The organism is Streptomyces sp. NPDC003027 (assembly GCF_053591435.1).
This window is the reverse complement of sequence record NZ_JBSFTU010000058.1, coordinates 12,781-33,890: the sequence shown is the minus strand read 5'-3', so window position 1 is coordinate 33,890 and position 21,110 is coordinate 12,781. Positions and strand designations below refer to the sequence as shown.

Annotated in this window: 22 protein-coding genes; 21 read left to right on the top strand and 1 reads right to left on the bottom strand. The window is 71.0% G+C overall.

Annotated features, from left to right (window positions below; genetic code table 11):
• The 8 genes from ACWDX6_RS28315 to nusB form a co-directional block, all read left to right on the top strand.
• A partial coding sequence (locus ACWDX6_RS28315; RefSeq protein WP_451487515.1) for a chorismate synthase occupies window positions 1–342 on the top strand: 342 nt, incomplete at its 5' end.
• Window positions 339–857 (top strand): shikimate kinase, encoded by a 519-nt coding sequence (locus ACWDX6_RS28310; RefSeq protein WP_451487716.1) that lies wholly within the window; start codon window positions 339–341, stop codon window positions 855–857. The genes ACWDX6_RS28315 and ACWDX6_RS28310, both read left to right, overlap by 4 nt.
• Complete coding sequence (gene aroB / locus ACWDX6_RS28305; RefSeq protein WP_451487715.1) at window positions 854–1,948, top strand: 3-dehydroquinate synthase; 1,095 nt, start codon at window positions 854–856, stop codon at window positions 1,946–1,948. Before ACWDX6_RS28310 ends, aroB begins: the two co-directional genes overlap by 4 nt.
• Window positions 1,945–2,391: a type II 3-dehydroquinate dehydratase gene (aroQ, locus tag ACWDX6_RS28300; protein WP_451487714.1), complete on the top strand. Its 447-nt coding sequence runs from the start codon at window positions 1,945–1,947 to the stop codon at window positions 2,389–2,391. The genes aroB and aroQ overlap by 4 nt, the downstream gene beginning before the upstream one ends.
• 115 nt (window positions 2,392–2,506) lie before the next feature.
• A complete protein-coding gene (locus tag ACWDX6_RS28295; protein WP_451487713.1) occupies window positions 2,507–3,436 on the top strand; it encodes an AAA family ATPase in 930 nt (309 codons plus the stop codon).
• A 152-nt stretch (window positions 3,437–3,588) separates the two neighbouring features.
• Window positions 3,589–4,695, top strand: coding sequence for an aminopeptidase P family protein (locus ACWDX6_RS28290; protein WP_451487712.1), 1,107 nt, complete (start codon window positions 3,589–3,591; stop codon window positions 4,693–4,695).
• Between the two features lie 49 nt (window positions 4,696–4,744).
• Window positions 4,745–5,311 (top strand): elongation factor P, encoded by a 567-nt coding sequence (gene efp, locus ACWDX6_RS28285; RefSeq protein ID WP_215071963.1) that lies wholly within the window; start codon window positions 4,745–4,747, stop codon window positions 5,309–5,311.
• 2 nt (window positions 5,312–5,313) lie between these two features.
• Window positions 5,314–5,745, top strand: coding sequence for a transcription antitermination factor NusB (gene nusB, locus ACWDX6_RS28280; protein ID WP_451487711.1), 432 nt, complete (start codon window positions 5,314–5,316; stop codon window positions 5,743–5,745).
• A gap of 167 nt (window positions 5,746–5,912) precedes the next feature.
• Here nusB and bldD read toward each other — a convergent pair whose 3' ends face one another.
• Complete coding sequence (gene bldD / locus ACWDX6_RS28275) at window positions 5,913–6,413, bottom strand: transcriptional regulator BldD (protein WP_005319862.1); 501 nt, start codon at window positions 6,411–6,413, stop codon at window positions 5,913–5,915.
• Between the two features lie 246 nt (window positions 6,414–6,659).
• Here bldD and pyrR point away from each other — a divergent pair, with 246 nt between their 5' ends.
• The 13 genes from pyrR to metK all read left to right on the top strand — a co-directional run bounded on the left by pyrR (window position 6,660) and on the right by metK (window position 21,022).
• Window positions 6,660–7,223 (top strand): bifunctional pyr operon transcriptional regulator/uracil phosphoribosyltransferase PyrR, encoded by a 564-nt coding sequence (pyrR, locus tag ACWDX6_RS28270; RefSeq protein ID WP_451487710.1) that lies wholly within the window; start codon window positions 6,660–6,662, stop codon window positions 7,221–7,223.
• A gap of 96 nt (window positions 7,224–7,319) precedes the next feature.
• Window positions 7,320–8,306 (top strand): aspartate carbamoyltransferase catalytic subunit, encoded by a 987-nt coding sequence (locus tag ACWDX6_RS28265; RefSeq protein ID WP_451487709.1) that lies wholly within the window; start codon window positions 7,320–7,322, stop codon window positions 8,304–8,306.
• Between the two features lie 2 nt (window positions 8,307–8,308).
• The gene (locus tag ACWDX6_RS28260; RefSeq protein ID WP_451487708.1) at window positions 8,309–9,595 is read left to right on the top strand and encodes a dihydroorotase; all 1,287 of its coding nucleotides are present in this window, start codon (window positions 8,309–8,311) and stop codon (window positions 9,593–9,595) included.
• Window positions 9,592–10,161 (top strand): PH-like domain-containing protein, encoded by a 570-nt coding sequence (locus tag ACWDX6_RS28255; RefSeq protein ID WP_451487707.1) that lies wholly within the window; start codon window positions 9,592–9,594, stop codon window positions 10,159–10,161. Before ACWDX6_RS28260 ends, ACWDX6_RS28255 begins: the two co-directional genes overlap by 4 nt.
• Window positions 10,158–11,315, top strand: coding sequence for a glutamine-hydrolyzing carbamoyl-phosphate synthase small subunit (gene carA, locus ACWDX6_RS28250; protein WP_451487706.1), 1,158 nt, complete (start codon window positions 10,158–10,160; stop codon window positions 11,313–11,315). The genes ACWDX6_RS28255 and carA overlap by 4 nt, the downstream gene beginning before the upstream one ends.
• Entirely contained in the window at window positions 11,308–14,616 is a 3,309-nt protein-coding gene (gene carB, locus ACWDX6_RS28245; protein ID WP_451487705.1) for a carbamoyl-phosphate synthase large subunit, read from the top strand. Before carA ends, carB begins: the two co-directional genes overlap by 8 nt.
• Window positions 14,617–14,672: 56 nt before the next feature.
• Window positions 14,673–15,782 (top strand): quinone-dependent dihydroorotate dehydrogenase, encoded by a 1,110-nt coding sequence (locus tag ACWDX6_RS28240; RefSeq protein ID WP_451487704.1) that lies wholly within the window; start codon window positions 14,673–14,675, stop codon window positions 15,780–15,782.
• Between the two features lie 71 nt (window positions 15,783–15,853).
• Window positions 15,854–16,687 (top strand): orotidine-5'-phosphate decarboxylase, encoded by an 834-nt coding sequence (pyrF, locus tag ACWDX6_RS28235; RefSeq protein ID WP_451487718.1) that lies wholly within the window; start codon window positions 15,854–15,856, stop codon window positions 16,685–16,687.
• A gap of 263 nt (window positions 16,688–16,950) precedes the next feature.
• Complete coding sequence (locus ACWDX6_RS28230; RefSeq protein ID WP_451487703.1) at window positions 16,951–17,274, top strand: integration host factor; 324 nt, start codon at window positions 16,951–16,953, stop codon at window positions 17,272–17,274.
• A 50-nt stretch (window positions 17,275–17,324) separates the two neighbouring features.
• Entirely contained in the window at window positions 17,325–17,888 is a 564-nt protein-coding gene (gene gmk / locus ACWDX6_RS28225) for a guanylate kinase (RefSeq protein ID WP_403290629.1), read from the top strand.
• A gap of 70 nt (window positions 17,889–17,958) precedes the next feature.
• Window positions 17,959–18,231 (top strand): DNA-directed RNA polymerase subunit omega, encoded by a 273-nt coding sequence (gene rpoZ, locus ACWDX6_RS28220; protein WP_005319902.1) that lies wholly within the window; start codon window positions 17,959–17,961, stop codon window positions 18,229–18,231.
• A gap of 105 nt (window positions 18,232–18,336) precedes the next feature.
• Window positions 18,337–19,551: a bifunctional phosphopantothenoylcysteine decarboxylase/phosphopantothenate--cysteine ligase CoaBC gene (gene coaBC, locus ACWDX6_RS28215; RefSeq protein WP_451487702.1), complete on the top strand. Its 1,215-nt coding sequence runs from the start codon at window positions 18,337–18,339 to the stop codon at window positions 19,549–19,551.
• A 262-nt stretch (window positions 19,552–19,813) separates the two neighbouring features.
• Window positions 19,814–21,022 carry a methionine adenosyltransferase gene (gene metK, locus ACWDX6_RS28210; protein WP_451487701.1) on the top strand — a complete coding sequence of 403 codons (1,209 nt, stop codon included), beginning with the start codon at window positions 19,814–19,816 and terminating at the stop codon, window positions 21,020–21,022.
• Window positions 21,023–21,110 lie beyond the last annotated feature (88 nt).

The window sequence follows — 21,110 nt, the reverse complement described above, 5'->3', positions numbered from 1 at the left end:
GAGATCGTCTCGACGCCCGAGGGCATCAAGCGCACGTCGGGCCGCTCGGGTGGTACGGAGGGTGGTCTGACCACCGGTGAGCTGCTGCGGGTGCGGGCGGCGATGAAGCCGATCGCGACCGTTCCGCGCGCCCTGGCCACCGTCGATGTCGTCACAGGTGAGGCCGCCCAGGCGCACCACCAGCGCTCCGACGTGTGCGCGGTCCCGGCTGCCGGGATCGTCGCGGAGGCGATGGTCGCGCTCGTGCTCGCGGACGCGGTGGTGGAGAAGTTCGGTGGCGACAGCGTCCCGGAGACCCGCCGCAACGTCCGGTCGTACCTCGACCACCTCCAGATCCGGTGAGCGGACCCCAGATCGTCCTGGTCGGACCGATGGGCTCCGGCAAATCCACGGTGGGCGCGCTCCTGGCCGAGCTGCTCGGCGCGCCCTACCGGGACACCGACGCCGACATCGTCGCCGCCCAGGGCCGGGAGATCTCGGACATCTTCATCGAGGACGGTGAGGACCACTTCCGCGCCCTCGAACGCGAGGCCGTACGCGCGGCGGTCGCCGAGCACGAGGGAGTCCTCGCGCTCGGCGGCGGCGCCGTCCTCGACGCCTCCACCCGCGAGCTGCTCAGCGGACTGCCCGTCGTCTATCTCTCGATGGACGTCGACGAGGCGGTCCGCCGCGTCGGCCTCAACACCGCGCGGCCGCTGCTGGCCGTCAACCCGCGCCGCCAGTGGCGCGAGCTGATGGAGGCGCGCCGCCCTCTCTACACCGAAGTCGCACGCGTCGTCGTCGCCACGGACGACCGCACCCCCGAAGAGGTCGCGAGCGCGGTCCTCGACGCTCTGGAGCTGAAGAAGGACGTATGACGGACCAGGAAGTGACCCGTATCCAGGTCGGCGGCTCGGCGGGCACGGATCCGTATGAGGTGCTGGTGGGACGGCAGCTGCTCGCCGAGCTGCCCGCCCTGATCGGCAACCGCGCCAAGCGCGTGGCCGTGATCCACCCCGAAGCGCTCGCCGAGACGGGCGAATCCCTGCGCGCGGACCTCGCCGGCCAGGGCTTCGAGGCCGTCGCCATCCAGGTGCCGAACGCCGAGGAGGCCAAGACCGCCGAGGTCGCGGCGTACTGCTGGAAGGCGCTCGGCCAGACCGGCTTCACCCGCACCGACGTCATCGTCGGCGTCGGCGGCGGCGCCACGACCGACCTCGCCGGGTTCGTGGCGGCGACCTGGCTGCGGGGCGTGCGCTGGATCGCCGTCCCGACGACCGTCCTCGCCATGGTGGACGCGGCCGTCGGCGGCAAGACCGGCATCAACACCGCCGAGGGCAAGAACCTCGTCGGCGCCTTCCACCCGCCCGCCGGAGTGCTCTGCGACCTGGCCGCGCTGGACTCGCTGCCGGTCAACGACTACGTGAGCGGGCTCGCGGAGATCATCAAGGCCGGCTTCATCGCCGACCCCGTGATCCTCGATCTCGTGGAGGAGGACCCGCAGGCGGCCCGGACACCCGCCGGACCGCACACCGCAGAGCTGATCGTCCGCTCGATCCGGGTCAAGGCGGAGGTCGTCTCCGGCGACCTCAAGGAGTCGGGCCGGCGGGAGATCCTCAACTACGGCCACACCCTGGCCCACGCCATCGAGAAGAACGAGCGGTACAAGTGGCGGCACGGCGCCGCCGTCTCCGTCGGCATGGTCTTCGCCGCCGAACTCGGCCGGCTCGCCGGCCGGCTCGACGACGCCACCGCCGACCGGCACCGCACGGTCCTGGAATCGGTCGGCCTGCCGCTGACCTACCGCGGCGACCAGTGGCCCAAGCTGCTCGAGACCATGAAGGTCGACAAGAAGTCCCGCGGCGACCTGCTGCGCTTCATCGTCCTCGACGGCCTCGGCAAGCCGACCGTCCTGGAGGGCCCCGACCCGGCGGTGCTCGTCGCGGCCTACGGCGAGGTGTCCGCGTGAGCGAGCTCCGCCCCGTTCTGGTGCTGAACGGCCCGAACCTGGGCCGGCTCGGCTCCCGCGAACCCGACATCTACGGCGCCACGTCCTACCAGGGCCTGGCGGAGTCCTGCCGGACGCTCGGCGCCGAGCTGGGCTTCGACGTGGAGGTCCGGGAGACCAACGACGAGGGCGAGATGATCCGCTGGCTGCACGAGGCCGCGGACGGTTCGATTCCGGTCGTTCTCAACCCCGGTGCGTTCACGCACTACTCGTACGGAATGCGCGACGCGGCCGCCCAGCGGACCGCCCCGCTGATCGAGGTGCACATCTCGAATCCGTACACCAGAGAGGAATTCCGGCACACCTCGGTCGTCGCCGCCGTGGCGACCGGGACCATCGCCGGGTTCGGGATCGGTTCCTACCGGCTGGCGCTGCGGGCGCTGGCCGAGGAACTGACCGGCTGAGAGTGAACGGGCCCGGCTGAGGGCACTGCGGACCGCCCCCGGCCGTTCCCCTTCAGGGGGCCGGGGGCGGTAACGTTCCCGGAAGTATCGGCCGTACGAGACGGAGTGGCACCGGATGCAGCACGCAGTGGGGGCTCCGTTGCCACCGCCCGAGCGCTCGGGATGGGCAGCGGCCCAGGGCGGACACCAGGCGCAGTCCCCGCACTCCCCGCAGGCGCCGCCTCAGCACCCGTCGGCGCCCCACGCCCACCCCGCCCCGCCGCATCCGGGGGCGGCCTCGCACCCGGTGCGGCAGGGGCACCACCCGGCCCCGCAGGGGCCGCCGTCCCCGCCCGCACCGGGGTGGGCCGCCGGAGGGATGCCGCCGCACGCCGGAGCGCCGCACCCGCCGCCCCAGCAGGCGCCCACCCCCCTCGGCCCGCCCCGGGACACCACCGCGCACGTCCAGCTGCCGCCCGTCGGCATACCCGCCGAGGCCGGTACCGGCACCGCGACCCTCGCCGTCCTGCTCATCGGCCCGGCCGGCGCGGGCAAGACGACCGTCGCCCGTCACTGGGCACAGCGCCGTCGCGTCCCCACGGCGCACATCAGCCTCGACGACGTTCGCGAATGGGTCTGCTCCGGCTTCGCCGACCCCCAGTCGGGCTGGAACGAGCACTCCGAGGCCCAGTACCGCCTCGCTCGCCGCACCTGCGGCTTCGCCGCCCGCAACTTCCTCGCCAACGGCATCTCCTGCATCCTCGACGACGCCGTCTTCCCGGACCGCCCCGTCGTCGGCCTCGGCGGCTGGAAGCGGCACGTCGGCCCAGGCCTGCTCCCGGTGGTCCTCCTGCCGGGCCTGGAGATCGTGTTGGAGCGCAACGCCGAACGCAGCGGGAACCGGCGCCTGTCGGACGAGGAGGTCGCCTCCATCCACGGCCGGATGGCGGGCTGGTACGGCTCCGGCCTTCCGATCATCGACAACTCCAAGTACGACGTGGAGACCACCGCCCGCGTCCTCGACGAGGTCCTGGCCCGCTCCATCGCCAGCCCGCCCTCCTGGTAGCCGAGCCCCCTGGTAGCCGGGCCGGCTGGTGGCCGCCCGCCCGCCCGTACGTACGGCTTCGGCCCGCCCCGGCCTGGCCGGATCCGTCCGGCGATGGCCCGGTCGGCCGCGCTGAGCGGGCCGGGGCGCCCAGCCCCTCGTAGGCTCGGAACATGTCACAGGTGTATGCGGACCGCCGTGTGCGGCTGCGCGACCGGTGCGCGGCAGCGGGCAGCCCGGCGGCCCTGGTCTCCCGCCCCGCCAACGTCCGCTATCTCGCGGGCGCCTCACCCCCAGGAGCCGTCCTCCTCGTCGGTCCGGACGAGGACGTACTGCTCTGTCCCGTACCGCCCGGCGGCGATCCCGCCGACGGACGGCTCGACGAACTCCTCCGGCAGGCCGTCCTTCCCGCCGGCAGCGGTGATCCCGCCGTCGCGGCCGTCGACTTCGCCCGAAAGGCGGGCGCGGACGCCCTCGCCGTCGAGGAGCACCACCTGACGGTCGCCCGGCACCGGGCCATGGGCTCGATCGCGCCCCGGATCCGGCTCGCCGACCTCCGCGGGGCCGTGGAACAGCTGCGGATCGTCAAGGACGAGGACGAGATCGCCTGCCTGCGGATCGCCGCGGAGATCGCCGACCAGGCCCTCGGCGAGCTCCTCGAATCCATCCTGGTCGGCCGGACCGAGCGCCACCTCGCCCTGGAACTGGAGCGGCGGCTCGTCGACCACGGCGCGGAGGGCGCCGCGTTCCCCACCTCCGTCGCCACCGGCCCGAACTCCGGCCGCAGAGGCCACCGGCCCTCCGACCGCCGGGTCGAGGAGGGCGATTTCCTGTCCGTCTGCCTCGGCGCCGAGTACCGCGGCTACCGCTGCGAGATCGGCCGCACCTTCGTCATCGGCACGACTCCCGCGGACTGGCAGATCGAGCTCTACGACCTCGTCTTCGCCGCTCAGCGGGCCGGGCGGGAGTCGCTCGTGCCCGGCGCGGAGTACCGGGACGTGGACCACGCCGCCCGCCACATCCTGGACGCCGCGGGCCACTCGGAAGCCGTTCCGCCGCTCATCGGACACGGTGTCGGCCTTGAAATCGACGAGGACCCGCAGCTCGCACCCTCGGCCATGGGTAAACTGGACGCTTGTGTGCCGGTCACCGTCGAACCGGGGGTCCACCTCCCGGGCCGGGGCGGGGTCCGGATCGATGACACGCTCGTCGTGCGCCAGGAGGCGGACGGCGGACCCGAGCTACTCACCATTACGACCAAGGAGCTGCTCGCGCTGTAGGGCGCGTACTCCTCTCTGGTCCCACGTCAGTCCAGGAGATTCCGCAACCGTGGCTTCCACGAACGACCTCAAGAACGGCATGGTGCTCAAGCTCGACGGGGACCAGCTCTGGTCCGTCGTCGAGTTCCAGCACGTCAAGCCCGGCAAGGGCCCGGCCTTCGTGCGCACCAAGCTCAAGAACGTGCTCTCCGGCAAGGTCGTCGACAAGACCTTCAACGCCGGTGTGAAGGTCGAGACGGCCACCATCGACCGCCGCGACATGCAGTTCTCGTACATGGACGGCGACTACTTCGTCTTCATGGACATGCAGACGTACGACCAGCTGCACGTCGACCGCAAGGCCGTCGGCGACGCCGCCAACTTCCTGATCGAGGGCTTCACCGCCTCCGTCGCGCAGCACGAGGGCTCGGTGCTCTACGTCGAGCTCCCCGCCGCCGTCGAGCTGACCATCCAGCACACCGACCCGGGCGTCCAGGGCGACCGCTCCACCGGCGGCACCAAGCCCGCCACGCTGGAGACCGGCCACGAGATCCAGGTCCCGCTCTTCATCACCACCGGTGAGAAGATCAAGGTCGACACCCGCACGAGCGACTACCTCGGCCGGGTGAACAGCTAACCGTGGCTGCCCGCAGCAACGCCCGTAAGCGCGCCTTCCAGATCCTCTTCGAGGCCGACCAGCGCGGCGCGTCCGTGCGGCAGGTCCTCGCGGACTGGGTCCGGCACGCTCGCTCCGACGACCGGCAGCCCGCGGTCAACGAGTTCACGATGCAGCTGGTCGAGGGGTACGCGGACCACGTGGACCGTATCGACGACCTCATCGCCACCTACGCGGTGGACTGGGACCTCGACCGGATGCCGGTCGCCGACCGGAACATCGTGCGCCTCGGCGCATACGAACTGATCTGGCTGGACGAGACGCCGGACGCGGTGGCGATCGACGAGGCGGTGCAGCTCGCCAAGGAGTTCTCCACCGACGAGTCCCCGAGCTTCGTCAACGGCCTCCTGGGCCGCTTCAAGGACTTGAAGCCACGCCTGCGCCGGGACGCCTGACCCCAGCACCCCCGGCAGTCGAAGGGGCCCGCAGCACATGATGCTGCGGGCCCCTTCGGCGTACGGGGGCAGGCGGCATACGAAAAGACCGCCGGGGTGGCGGAAGACCCACAGGTCTCCCGCCACCCCGGCGGCAACGTTTCTGCTGAACTCTCAGCGGATGAGGATCAGCTCTCCTCGTGGGCGACCGCACGGCGCGCGTCCGCGTCCAGAACGCCCCAGCTGATGAGCTGCTCGGTCAGCACCGACGGCGACTGGTCGTAGATCACGGCGAGGGTACGGAGGTCGTCCTGGCGGATCGACAGCACCTTGCCGTTGTAGTCACCGCGCTGCGACTGGATCGTCGCGGCGTAGCGCTGCAGCGGGCCGGCCTTCTCCTGCGGGACGTGGGCCAGGCGCTCCAGGTCCAGGACCAGCTTCGGCGGCGGCTCGGCGGCGCCGCCAGGGGTCGTACCGGGCAGGAGCTCCTGCACCGGGACGCCGTAGAAGTCCGCCAGCTCGGCGAGGCGCTGCACCGTCACCGCGCGGTCGCCGCGCTCGTACGAGCCCACCACGACGGCCTTCCAGCGGCCCTGGGACTTCTCTTCCACACCGTGGAGGGAAAGGCCCTGCTGGGTGCGGATGGCACGGAGCTTGGCCCCGAGCTGCTTTGCGTATTCGCTGGACATATAGCTCCCCGGACGCTGTGACAACGTGCGGCTCCGCCGCGTGGCTGGTAACTCACTGTGAGGTTACGCAGCGTTACTTGGCTCCGTCAAGCCGAATGGTCCATACCGCCCACTCCCGAGGGACGGCGCCCGGAGTGGCGAGAGGGGTGTGAGCGGTCACCCGCCCGCCCCTGCTACAGTCGAAGGCGCAGTTCCGACGTCCTTTAAGAGCCGTCCCGTGAGGCGGAGAAGGAGGTCCGTTTTCATATGGACACACAGCAGCACACCGATGCCGCGCGCCCCGTCCTCGAGGGCCCCGACATCGCGCGGGTTCTGACCCGCATCGCCCACGAGATCGTCGAACGCGCCAAGGGCGCCGACGACGTGGTCCTCCTCGGCATTCCCACGCGTGGCGTCTTCCTCGCCCGCCGGCTGGCCGACAAGCTCGCCGAGATCACCGGACGCACGATCCCGGTCGGCTCCCTCGACATCACCATGTACCGGGACGACCTGCGGATGAAGCCCGCCCGGACGATCGGCCGCACCGACATCCCCGCCGACGGCATCGACGGCCGCCTGGTCGTCCTCGTCGACGACGTCCTCTTCTCCGGCCGCACCATCCGCGCCGCGCTCGACGCGCTCGGCGACATCGGCCGCCCCCGCGCCGTCCAGCTCGCGGTCCTCGTCGACCGCGGTCACCGCGAACTCCCGATCCGCGCCGACTACGTCGGCAAGAACCTCCCCACGTCGCTGCGGGAGACGGTCAAGGTCCAGCTCGCCGAGGAGGACGGTCGCGACACCGTGCTGCTCGGCGGCAAGCCCATCGCCTAGCCGGACCCCAGCCGGAACGGCACCCCGACGGGTCCAGGGCACACCCCTGCGTGCCCGCACGCCCTCACCTCGCCACCACACGGAGCGAAACCCCCGATGATGCGTCACCTCATCTCGGCCGCCGACCTCACCCGCGACGACGCCGTCCTCATCCTCGACACCGCCGAGGAGATGGCCCGGGTGGCCGACCGGCCGATCAAGAAGCTGCCCGCGCTGCGCGGCCGCACGATCTGCAACCTCTTCTTCGAGGACTCCACCCGCACCCGGATCTCCTTCGAAGCCGCCGAGAAGCGCCTCTCCGCCGACGTCATCAACTTCGCGGCCAAGGGGTCCAGCGTCTCCAAGGGCGAGTCCCTCAAGGACACCGCGCAGACCCTGGAGGCCATGGGCGTCGACGCCGTCGTCATCCGGCACAGCGCCTCCGGCGCCCCCTACCGCCTCGCCACCTCCGGCTGGATCGACGCCCCCGTCATCAACGCCGGCGACGGCACCCACCAGCACCCCACCCAGGCCCTGCTGGACGCCTTCACCATGCGCCGCCGCCTCGTCGGCCGCGACGCCGGCCTCGGCCAGGACCTCGCGGGAAAGCGCATCACGCTCGTCGGCGACGTCCTGCACAGCCGGGTCGCCCGCTCCAACGTCGACCTGCTCCACACCCTCGGCGCCGAGGTCACCCTGGTCGCCCCGCCCACCCTCGTACCGGTCGGCGTCGAGGCGTGGCCCTGCGAGATCAGCTACGACCTCGACAGCGTGCTGCCCAAGTCCGACGCCGTGATGATGCTCCGTGTGCAGCGCGAGCGGATGAACGCCGCCTTCTTCCCGACCGAGCGCGAGTACTCGCGGCGGTACGGACTGGACGGCCACCGGATGGCCAAGATGCCCGAGCACGCCCTCGTGATGCACCCCGGCCCCATGGTCCGCGGCATGGAGATCACCGCAGAGGTCGCCGACTCCAACCGCTGCACGGTCGTCGAGCAGGTCGCCAACGGCGTCTCCATCCGGATGGCCGTCCTCTACCTGCTTCTGGGCGGCAACGAGCCCGCCGTCACCCCGCACAGCTCTGTCACCGAGGAGAGCAAGTAACCATGAGCAAGATCCTTATCCGAGGTGCGAAGGTGCTCGGCGGCGAGGCCCAGGACGTCCTCATCGACGGCGAGACCATCGCCGCCGTGGGCACGGGCCTGGCGGCCGACGACGCCACCGTCGTCGAGGCGGAGGGCCGGATCCTGCTGCCCGGCCTGGTCGACCTCCACACCCATCTGCGCGAGCCCGGCCGCGAGGACTCCGAGACCGTCCTCACCGGCACCCGGGCCGCCGCCTCCGGCGGCTACACCGCCGTCTTCGCCATGGCCAACACCTTCCCCGTCGCCGACACCGCCGGCGTCGTCGAGCAGGTCTACCGCCTCGGCAAGGAGTCCGGCTACTGCGACGTGCAGCCCATCGGCGCCGTCACCGTCGGCCTGGAGGGCAAGAAGCTGGCCGAGCTCGGCGCCATGCACGACTCCGCCGCCGGCGTCACCGTCTTCTCCGACGACGGCAAGTGCGTCGACGACGCGGTGATCATGCGCCGCGCCCTGGAGTACGTGAAGGCCTTCGGCGGCGTCGTCGCCCAGCACGCCCAGGAGCCCCGCCTCACCGAGGGCGCCCAGATGAACGAGGGCGTCGTCTCCGCCGAGCTCGGTCTCGGCGGCTGGCCGGCCGTCGCCGAGGAGTCGATCATCGCGCGCGACGTCCTGCTCGCCGAGCACGTCGGCTCCCGCGTCCACATCTGCCACCTCTCCACGGCCGGCTCGGTCGAGATCGTCCGCTGGGCCAAGTCCCGCGGCATCGACGTCACCGCCGAGGTCACCCCGCACCACCTGCTCCTGACCGACGAGCTGGTCCGCACCTACAACCCGGTCTACAAGGTCAACCCGCCGCTGCGCACCGAGCGCGACGTGCTCGCCCTGCGCGAGGCCCTGGCCGACGGCACGATCGACATCGTCGCCACCGACCACGCCCCCCACCCGCACGAGGACAAGGACTGCGAGTGGGCCGCGGCCGCCATGGGCATGGTCGGTCTGGAGACCGCGCTCTCCGTCGTCCAGCAGACGATGGTCGAGACCGGACTGCTCGACTGGGCCGGCGTCGCCGACCGGATGTCCGTCACGCCCGCCCGGATCGGACGGGCCGAGGGCCACGGCCGCCCCGTCTCGGCTGGTGAGCCCGCCAACCTGACCCTGGTCGATCCGGCATACCGTGGAGCCGTGGACCCCGCGGGCTTCGCCTCCCGCAGCCGCAACACCCCGTACGAGGGCCGCGAGCTGCCGGGACGCGTCACCCACACCTTCCTGCGGGGCAGGGCGACGCTCGTGGACGGGAAGCTGGCGTGACATCTCTGATCATCCTGGCCGCCGGGGAGAAATCGGCGGAGGTCACCAACTGGGCCGGACGCATCGGCTGGCTGGTCGGCCTGGCCCTCTTCGTCGCCTTCGTCTACTGGCTGATGCGCCAGGGATGGAAGTGGCGCGGCAGCCTCCAGTCGGACCTGCCGGAGCTGCCGGGAGTGCCGGAGACGCCGGGCGAGGCGAAACTGACTCTGAGCGGGCGCTACCACGGGTCCACCACCGCCGGGCAGTGGCTCGACCGGATCGTCGCCCACGGTCTCGGCACCCGCAGCCGGGTCGAGCTCACGCTCACCGAGGCGGGGGTCGAGGTCGTACGCCCCGGGGCGAACGACTTCCTCATCCCGGCCGACGCCCTGCGCGAGGCCCGCCTCGACAAGGGCATCGCCGGCAAGGTCCTCGCCGAGGGCGGGCTGCTCGTCGTCACCTGGGCGCACGGCGACAGGCTGCTCGACTCCGGCTTCCGCTCCGACCGCGCGGCCGAGCACACCGCCTGGGTCGAGGCCATCAACTCCATGAACCACACACGCACGACGGAAGGCACCGCACGATGACGACCTCCAGCCAGGGGGCCCACCCGCAGGGGCACAAGGCAGCTCCCGCCGTACTCGTCCTGGAGGACGGTCGCATCTTCCGCGGCCGCGCCTACGGGGCCGTGGGGGAGACCTTCGGCGAGGCCGTGTTCTCCACCGGCATGACCGGTTACCAGGAGACCCTCACCGACCCGTCGTACCACCGCCAGGTCGTCGTGATGACCGCCCCGCACGTCGGCAACACCGGCGTCAACGACGAGGACCCCGAGTCCAAGAAGATCTGGGTCGCCGGTTACGTCGTCCGCGACCCCGCCCGCGTCTCCTCCAACTGGCGCTCCCGGCGCTCGCTGGACGAGGAGCTGGAGAACCAGGGCGTCGTCGGCATCGCCGGCATCGACACCCGGGCCCTCACCCGCCACCTGCGCGAGCGCGGCGCGATGCGCGTCGGCATCTTCTCCGGCGACGCCGTGACGGACGACGCCGCCCTCCTCGCCAAGGTTCAGGAAGCCCCGCAGATGAAGGGCGCGAACCTCGCCGCGGAGGTCGCCACCCACGAGACGTACGTCGTCCCGGCCATCGGCGAGAAGAAGTTCACCGTCGCCGCCGTCGACCTCGGCATCAAGGGCATGACCCCGCACCGGATGGCCGAGCGCGGCATCGAGGTGCACGTGCTGCCCGCCACCGCCACCGTCGAGGACGTCTACGCCGTCCAGCCCGACGGAGTGTTCTTCTCCAACGGCCCGGGCGACCCGGCCACCGCCGACGGTCCCGTCGCCGTCATGCAGGGCGTCCTGGAGCGCAAGACCCCGCTCTTCGGCATCTGCTTCGGCAACCAGATCCTCGGGCGCGCCCTCGGCTTCGGCACCTACAAGCTGAAGTACGGCCACCGCGGCATCAACCAGCCGGTGCAGGACCGTACGACCGGCAAGGTCGAGGTCACCGCGCACAACCACGGCTTCGCCGTCGACGCCCCGCTCGACAAGGTCTCGGACACCCCCTACGGGCGCGCCGAGGTCTCCCACGTGTGCCTGAACGACCAGGTCGTCGAAGGCCTCCAGCTGCTCGACCAGCCGGCCTTCAGCGTCCAGTACCACCCCGAGGCGGCCGCGGGCCCGCACGACGCCGCGTACCTCTTCGACCGCTTCGTATCCCTGATGGAGGCCGAGCGTGCCTAAGCGCACCGATATCCAGTCCGTCCTGGTCATCGGCTCCGGCCCGATCGTCATCGGTCAGGCCGCCGAGTTCGACTACTCCGGAACCCAGGCGTGCCGCATCCTCAAGGCCGAGGGCCTGCGGGTGATCCTGGTCAACTCCAACCCGGCCACGATCATGACCGACCCGGAGATCGCCGACGCCACCTACGTCGAGCCGATCACCCCCGAGTTCGTCGAGAAGATCATCGCCAAGGAGCGCCCCGACGCCCTCCTGCCCACCCTCGGCGGCCAGACCGCGCTCAACACCGCGATCTCCATGCACGAGCAGGGCGTCCTGGAGAAGTACGGCGTCGAGCTCATCGGCGCCAACGTCGAGGCCATCCACAAGGGCGAGGACCGCGACCTCTTCAAGGGCGTCGTCGAGGCCGTCAAGGCCAAGATCGGTTACGGCGAGTCCGCCCGCTCGGTCATCTGCCACTCCATGGACGACGTCATCAAGGGCGTCGAGACGCTCGGCGGCTACCCCGTCGTCGTCCGCCCCTCCTTCACCATGGGCGGCGCCGGCTCCGGCTTCGCCCACGACGAGGAGGAGCTGCGCCGCATCGCCGGCCAGGGCCTGACCCTCTCGCCGACCACCGAGGTGCTCCTGGAGGAGTCCATCCTCGGCTGGAAGGAGTACGAGCTGGAGCTGATGCGCGACAAGAACGACAACGTCGTGGTCGTCTGCTCCATCGAGAACTTCGACCCGATGGGCGTCCACACCGGTGACTCGATCACCGTCGCCCCGGCGATGACCCTCACCGACCGCGAGTACCAGCGGCTGCGCGACATCGGCATCGCGATCATCCGCGAGGTCGGCGTCGACACCGGCGGCTGCAACATCCAGTTCGCGGTCAACCCGGAAGACGGCCGGATCATCGTCATCGAGATGAACCCGCGTGTCTCGCGGTCCTCCGCGCTCGCCTCCAAGGCGACCGGATTCCCCATCGCGAAGATCGCGGCCCGTCTAGCCGTCGGCTACACGCTGGACGAGATCCCCAACGACATCACGGAGAAGACCCCGGCGTCCTTCGAGCCCACGCTCGACTACGTCGTCGTCAAGGCGCCGCGCTTCGCGTTCGAGAAGTTCCCCTCCGCCGACTCCACGCTGACGACGACCATGAAGTCGGTCGGCGAGGCCATGGCCATCGGCCGCAACTTCACCGAAGCGCTCCAGAAGGCCCTGCGCTCCCTGGAGAAGAAGGGCAGCCAGTTCACCTTCGTCGGCGAGCCCGGCGACAAGGACGAGCTGCTGCGGGAGGCCGCCCGCCCCACCGACGGCCGGATCAACACCGTCATGCAGGCCATCCGCGCCGGCGCCACCCCCGAGGAGGTCTTCGACGCCACGAAGATCGACCCCTGGTTCGTCGACCAGCTCTTCCTCATCAAGGAGATCGCCGACGAGCTGGCCGCCGCCGAGCGGCTCGACCCCGAGCTGCTCGCCCACGCCAAGCGCCACGGCTTCTCCGACGTCCAGATCGCCGAGCTCCGCGGCCTGCGCGAGGACGTCGTCCGCGAGGTCCGGCACGCCCTCGGCGTCCGCCCGGTCTACAAGACCGTCGACACCTGCGCCGCCGAGTTCGCCGCCAAGACCCCGTACTTCTACTCCTCGTACGACGAGGAGAGCGAGGTCGCCCCCCGCGAGAAGCCCGCCGTGATCATCCTGGGCTCCGGCCCCAACCGCATCGGCCAGGGCATCGAGTTCGACTACTCCTGCGTCCACGCCTCCTTCGCGCTCAGCGACGCGGGCTACGAGACCGTGATGGTCAACTGCAACCCCGAGACGGTCTCGACCGACTACGACACCTCCGACCGCCTGTACTTCGAGCCGCTGACGCTCGAGGACGTGCTGGAGATCGTCCACGCCGAGTCGCTCGCCGGGCCCATCGCCGGCGTCGTCGTCCAGCTCGGCGGCCAGACCCCGCTGGGTCTCGCCCAGGCGCTCAAGGACAACGGCGTGCCGGTCGTCGGCACCTCGCCGGAGGCCATCCACGCCGCCGAGGACCGCGGCGCCTTCGGCCGCGTGCTCGCCGAGGCGGGCCTGCCGGCCCCCAAGCACGGCACCGCCACCACCTTCGCGGGCGCCAAGGCCATCGCCGACGAGATCGGCTACCCCGTCCTCGTACGCCCGTCGTACGTGCTCGGTGGCCGCGGCATGGAGATCGTGTACGACGAGGCCCGCCTCGAGACGTACATCGCCGAGTCCACCGAGATCAGCCCCACCCGGCCGGTCCTGGTCGACCGCTTCCTCGACGACGCCATCGAGATCGACGTCGACGCGCTCTACGACGGCACCGAGCTCTACCTCGGCGGCGTCATGGAGCACATCGAGGAGGCCGGCATCCACTCCGGCGACTCGGCCTGCGCCCTGCCCCCGATCACCCTCGGCGGCTTCGACATCAAGCGGCTGCGCGCCTCCACCGAGGCCATCGCCAAGGGTGTCGGCGTCCGCGGCCTGATCAACATCCAGTTCGCGCTGGCCGGCGACATCCTGTACGTCCTGGAGGCCAACCCGCGCGCCTCCCGGACCGTGCCCTTCACGTCGAAGGCGACCGCCGTGCCGCTGGCGAAGGCCGCCGCCCGCATCTCGCTGGGCGCCACCGTCGCCGAACTGCGCGAGGAGGGCCTGCTGCCGAAGAACGGCGACGGCGGCACCCTGCCGCTCGACGCGCCGATCTCCGTCAAGGAGGCCGTGATGCCGTGGTCGCGCTTCCGCGACGTCCACGGCCGCGGTGTGGACACCGTCCTCGGCCCGGAGATGCGCTCCACCGGCGAGGTCATGGGCATCGACGCGGTCTTCGGCACGGCGTACGCCAAGTCGCAGGCCGGCGCCTACGGCCCGCTGCCCACCAAGGGCCGCGCGTTCATCTCCGTCGCCAACCGCGACAAGCGCTCGATGATCTTCCCGGCCCGCGAGCTCGTCGCGCACGGCTTCGAGCTGCTCGCCACCTCCGGCACGGCCGAGGTCCTCAAGCGCAACGGCATCAACGCCACCGTCGTGCGCAAGCAGTCCGAGGGCGAGGGCCCGGGCGGCGAGAAGACCATCGTCCGCCTCATCCACGAGGGCGAGGTCGACCTCATCGTCAACACCCCGTACGGCACCGGTGGCCGCCTCGACGGCTACGAGATCCGCACCGCGGCCGTCGCCCGCGGCGTCCCGTGCCTGACGACGGTCCAGGCGCTCGCCGCCGCCGTCCAGGGCATCGAGGCGCTCGGCCACGGCGGTGTGGGCGTCCGCTCGCTCCAGGAACACGCGGAACACCTGACCGCGGCCCGCGACTAGCAGCCCACAAGGGGGACACCGGAAACGGTGTCCCCCTCTTGCTGAGGACACCTCTCATGTACAAGTTCTTCTTCCACCTCGTCTTCAAGCGCATGGACCCCGAGGACGCCCACCACCTGGCCTTCCGCTGGATCCGCCTGGCCGCCCGCGTACCCGTGCTGCGCACCCTCGTCGCCGCCGTCCTCGCCCCCCGCCACAAGGAGCTGCGCACCGAGGCCCTGGGCCTGCGCATGCACGGCCCCTTCGGCCTCGCCGCCGGCTTCGACAAGAACGCCGTCGCCATCGACGGCATGTCGATGCTCGGCTTCGACCACGTCGAGATCGGCACCGTCACCGGCGAGGCCCAGCCGGGCAACCCCAGGAAGCGGCTCTTCCGGCTGGTCCCGGACCGCGCCCTGATCAACCGCATGGGCTTCAACAACGACGGTTCCGCCGCCGTCGCCGCCCGCCTCCACGCGCGCGTGCCGGTCTTCCGGACCGTCGTCGGCGTCAACATCGGCAAGACGAAGACCGTCCCGGAGGCCGACGCCGCCGCCGACTACGTGAAGTCGACCGAGCGCCTCGCCGCCCACGCCGACTACCTGGTCGTGAACGTCTCCTCGCCCAACACCCCCGGCCTGCGCAACCTCCAGGCCACCGAGTCCCTCCGCCCGCTGCTCACGGCGGTACGGGAAGCGGCCGACCGCACGGTCACCGACCGGCGCGTCCCGCTCCTCGTCAAGATCGCCCCCGATCTCGCCGACGACGACATCGACGCCGTCGCGGACCTCGCCCTGGAGCTGGGTCTCGACGGCATCATCGCCACCAACACCACCATCGCCCGCGAGGGCCTGGGCCTGAGGTCCGACCCCGCGCTGATCAAGGAGACCGGCGGCCTGTCCGGCGCGCCCGTCAAGCAGCGGTCCCTGGAGGTCCTGCGCCGCCTGTACGCGCGCGTGGGCGACCGCCTGGTCCTGGTGGGCGTCGGCGGCATCGAGAACGCCGAGGACGCCTGGCAGCGGATCCTGGCCGGAGCCACGCTGATCCAGGGATACAGCGCCTTCATCTACGAGGGCCCGTTCTACGCCCGCGCGATCCACAAGGGCCTCGCCGCGCGCCTCGCGGCCTCCCCGTACGCCACGCTCGCCGAGGCCGTCGGCGCCGACACCCGAAAGGCCGCCCTGTGACCGCCCTCCCGTCGCCCGACCACCGCCCCTCGACGACGCCCTCCGGGCGGCCCCCCGCGTTCGGTACCCGCCTGCGCGCCGCCATGGACCGGCGCGGCCCCCTCTGCGTCGGCATCGACCCGCACGCCGCCCTGCTCTCGTCCTGGGGCCTGAGCGACGACGTCACGGGCCTGGAGCGGTTCTCCCGTACGGTCGTCGAGGCCCTGGCCGACCAGGTCGCCGTCCTCAAGCCGCAGGCCGCCTTCTTCGAACGCTTCGGCTCGAAGGGCGTCGCGGTCCTGGAGCGGACCGTGGCGGACGCCCGCGCCGCCGGCACCCTGGTCGTCATGGACGCCAAGCGCGGGGACATCGGCTCCACCATGGCCGCCTACGCCGAGACCTTCCTGCGCGAGGACGCGCCGCTGTTCTCGGACGCGCTGACCGTCTCCCCGTACCTGGGCTACGGCTCGCTGAAGCCGGCCGTCGACCTGGCCCGGGAGAGCGGTGCCGGCCTCTTCGTCCTGGCCCTCACCTCCAACCCGGAGGGCGCCGAGGTCCAGCGCGCGGTCCGCCCCGACGACCCGGCCGGCCGGACGATCGGCGCCACCATGCTGGCCCACCTCGCCGAGGAGAACGCGGGAGAGACCCCGATGGGCTCCTTCGGCGCGGTCGTCGGCGCCACCCTCGGCGACCTCTCCTCCTTCGATCTCGACATCAACGGCCCCCTGCTGGCCCCCGGCCTCGGCGCCCAGGGCGCGGCCCCCGGCGACCTGCCGGCCGTCTTCGGCACGGCGGTTGGCAACGTCGTCCCGAACGTCAGCCGGGCGGTGCTGCGGCACGGACCGGACGCCTCCGCGCTGCGGGCCTCGGCGGAGCGATGGGCGGACGAAATCCGCGAGGCCGTGGCCGCGGCACCGCACATCTGACCAATCCGCAGGTCGGAGCCGTCTCGTCGAGGACGTCGAACTTGGCCGAAAACCCGGTCGATATGCCGGAAAAGTCCCGGTCGGTCGATGCTGACCAGGACTTTTCCTCCGTTCTCGCTGACTGGAGAGGCATAGGCCGCTAGTCTCCGGGGCAGAGTCAGCGTTCAGCGGAGGCTTGCGTTGATCGCTGCTCCACTGGTGTGGGGCGACTAGGTTCCCCACCGGTCCGTATCCGACAGTTCGACATCCGAGGTGACGTAGGCGTGGCTCTTCCGCCCCTTACCCCCGAACAGCGCGCAGCCGCGCTCGAAAAGGCCGCCGCGGCTCGCCGGGAGCGGGCCGAGGTCAAGAATCGACTCAAGCACTCCGGCGCCTCCCTCCAAGAGGTCATCAAGCAGGGCCAGGAGAACGACGTCATCGGGAAGATGAAGGTCTCCGCCCTGCTGGAGTCGCTGCCGGGCGTGGGCAAGGTCCGCGCCAAGCAGATCATGGAGCGACTCGGCATCTCCGAAAGCCGCCGGGTGCGTGGTCTCGGTTCCAACCAGATCGCCTCCCTGGAGCGCGAGTTCGGCAGCACCGGCGCCTGAGCCGGGGACCGCCGTCCCTGGCATACCCGTAAAGCTGGAATAATCGCTGCATGGCAGCAGAGGTTCGTCCGCGACTGACCGTGCTCTCCGGCCCCTCAGGGGTCGGCAAGAGCACGGTCGTCGCTCATATGCGCAAGGTCCACCCCGAGGTCTGGCTCTCGGTGTCGGCCACGACACGAAAGCCGCGGCCCGGCGAGAAGCACGGCGTCCAGTACTTCTTCGTCACGGACGACGAGTTCGACAAGCTGGTCGCCAACGGTGAGCTCCTCGAGTGGGCCGAGTTCGCGGGCAACCGCTACGGCACCCCCCGGCGCGCGGTCCTGGACCGGCTGGAGGCGGGCGAGCCCGTCCTGCTGGAGATCGACCTCCAGGGCGCCCGGCAGGTCAAGGAGTCGATGCCCGACTCCCAGCTGGTCTTCCTGGCCCCGCCGAGCTGGGAGGAGCTGGTCCGCCGGCTCACCGGCCGCGGCACCGAGTCGCCCGAGGTCATCGAGCGGCGCCTCCAGGCCGCCAAGATCGAACTGGCCGCCGAGCGGGAGTTCGACACCACCCTGGTCAACACCTCCGTCGAGGACGTGGCGCGTGAGCTGCTAGCCTTGATGAACGTTGTCTGATCTATTCCTGATCACCTGGATCTGATCATCCCGATCAGCTCACCCAGAAGTTTCTTCGGAAGGCTAGAGCGTGTCCTCTTCCATCACCGCGCCCGAGGGCATCATCAACCCGCCGATCGACGAGCTGCTCGAGGCCACCGACTCGAAGTACAGCCTCGTGATCTACGCGGCCAAGCGAGCGCGTCAGATCAACGCGTACTACTCGCAGCTCGGCGAGGGCCTGCTCGAGTACGTCGGTCCGCTGGTGGACACCCACGTCCACGAGAAGCCGCTCTCGATCGCCCTGCGTGAGATCAACGCGGGTCTGCTGACCTCCGAGGCCATCGAGGGCCCGGCGCAGTAAGCACGTATCCGAGCGCGTGACGCTCGTCACCACAGGCCCGGCGGAACATCCGCCGGGCCTGTGGTGTCTCATGGAGTCGTACGCATCCGAGTGCGGGGAGCAGCAGTGGCAGAGCCGAAGGTCGTCCTGGGGGTGAGCGGCGGCATCGCCGCCTACAAGGCGTGCGAGCTGCTCCGGCGGCTGACCGAGTCCGGTCATGACGTACGGGTCGTCCCGACCGACTCCGCCCTCCACTTCGTCGGCGCGGCCACCTGGTCCGCCCTCTCCGGCCACCCCGTCTCCACCGAGGTGTGGGAGTCCGTCCACGAGGTCCCGCACGTACGGATCGGGCAGGCCGCCGATCTCGTCGTCGTGGCCCCCGCCACCGCCGACATGCTGGCCAAGGCCGCCCACGGCCTCGCCGACGACCTGCTGACGAACACACTGCTCACCGCCCGCTGTCCGGTCGTCTTCGCCCCGGCGATGCACACCGAGATGTGGGAGCACCCCGCCACCCAGGAGAACGTGGCCACGCTGCGCCGCCGCGGCGCCGTCGTCATCGAACCCGCCGTCGGCCGGCTGACCGGCGTCGACACCGGCAAGGGACGGCTGCCCGAGGCCGCCGAGATCTTCGAGGTCTGCCGCAGGGTCCTGGCGCGCGGCACCGCCGTGCCCGACCTCGCCGGCCGTCATGTCGTCGTCAGCGCCGGCGGCACGCGCGAGCCCCTCGACCCCGTCCGCTACCTGGGCAACCGCTCCTCCGGCAAGCAGGGCTACGCCCTCGCCAAGGCCGCCGCCGCCCGCGGCGCCCGGGTCACCCTCGTCGAGGCCAACACCGGCATCCCCGACCCGGCGGGCGTCGACGTCGTGCACGTCGGCACCGCCGTCCAGCTGCGCGAGGCGGTCCTGAAGGCCGCCGCCGACGCCGACGCGGTCGTGATGGCCGCCGCGGTCGCCGACTTCCGCCCGGCGGTCTACGCCACCGGCAAGATCAAGAAGGCGGACGACGGCGGCGTCCCGACCGTCGAGCTCGTCCGCAACCCCGACATCCTCGCCGAGATCTCCGCCGAGCGCGCCGTCCCCGGACAGGTCGTCGTCGGTTTCGCCGCCGAGACCGACGACGTCCTCGCCCACGGCCGCGAGAAGCTGCGCCGCAAGGGCTGCGACCTGCTCGTGGTCAACGAGGTGGGGGAGCGCAAGACCTTCGGCTCCGAGGAGAACGAGGCCGTGGTGCTCGCGGCGGACGGCGCCGAGACGCCCGTACCGCACGGGCCGAAGGAAGCCCTCGCCGAGACGGTCTGGGACCTCGTCGCACCGCGACTGCGGTCCGTGTCCGGGTAGGATTCCGGAATCTCCGATTCGCCCGGACATCACCGCGATGGCGGAGCGAAACTCCGCGAAACCGGGCCACTCGGGCGCACGGGAGCGGTGTTCCCGCTGGTTGGGGGCCGATTTCTCGTATGATCCGGCTCCCACCTTGCGAGACACCCGGTCCCATGCGGGACCATGACCGATAGACTGGTCGCGGAACGTCGCGGGGCGCAGCCCCCTGCCGGTCCGCACATGCATTGAGCCAGCAGCCGCTGCAACCACAGGGAGCGTTGTGTCCCGTCGTCTGTTCACCTCGGAGTCCGTGACCGAGGGTCACCCCGACAAGATCGCTGACCAGATCAGCGACACCATTCTCGACGCGCTCCTGCGGGAGGACCCCACCTCCCGCGTCGCCGTCGAGACGCTGATCACCACCGGTCTCGTACACGTCGCCGGCGAGGTGACCACGAAGGCGTGGGCCGACATCCCCACCCTGGTGCGGAACAAGATCCTCGAGATCGGGTACGACTCCTCGAAGAAGGGCTTCGACGGCGCCTCCTGCGGCGTCTCGGTCTCCATCGGGTCGCAGTCCCCGGACATCGCGCAGGGTGTCGACACGGCGTACGAGAACCGCGTCGAGGGCGATGACGACGAGCTGGACAAGCAGGGCGCCGGCGACCAGGGCCTGATGTTCGGCTACGCCACGGACGAGACCCCCGAGCTGATGCCGCTCCCGATCCACGTCGCGCACCGGCTCTCCCGGCGCCTGACCGAGGTCCGCAAGAACGGGACCATCCCGTACCTGCGTCCCGACGGCAAGACCCAGGTCACCATCGAGTACGACGGCGACAAGGCCGTCCGCCTCGACACGGTCGTGGTCTCCTCGCAGCACGCCTCGGACATCGACCTCGAGTCGCTGCTCGCGCCCGACATCCGCGAGTTCGTCGTCGAGCACGTCCTCAAGCAGCTCCTGGACGACGGCATCAAGCTGGACACCGACGGCTACCGCCTCCTGGTCAACCCGACCGGACGCTTCGAGATCGGCGGCCCGATGGGCGACGCCGGCCTCACCGGCCGCAAGATCATCATCGACACCTACGGCGGCATGGCCCGCCACGGTGGCGGCGCCTTCTCCGGCAAGGACCCGTCCAAGGTCGACCGCTCGGCCGCCTACGCCATGCGCTGGGTCGCCAAGAACGTCGTGGCCGCCGGCCTCGCCTCGCGCTGCGAGGTCCAGGTCGCCTACGCCATCGGCAAGGCGGAGCCCGTGGGCCTGTTCGTCGAGACCTTCGGCACCCACACCATCGAGCCCGAGAAGATCGAGACCGCCATCGCCGAGGTCTTCGACCTCCGCCCGGCCGCGATCATCCGCGACCTCGACCTGCTGCGCCCGATCTACTCCCAGACGGCGGCCTACGGCCACTTCGGCCGCGAGCTCCCCGACTTCACCTGGGAGCGCACCGACCGCGTGGAGGCCCTGCGCGAGGCCGCGGGTCTCTGAGCCACGGCAAGCACTGTCAGGAAGCCCGGCACCCCTCGGGGGTGCCGGGCTTCCGCATGTCCGGCTGTCGGTGCGGTCTGGTAGGTAT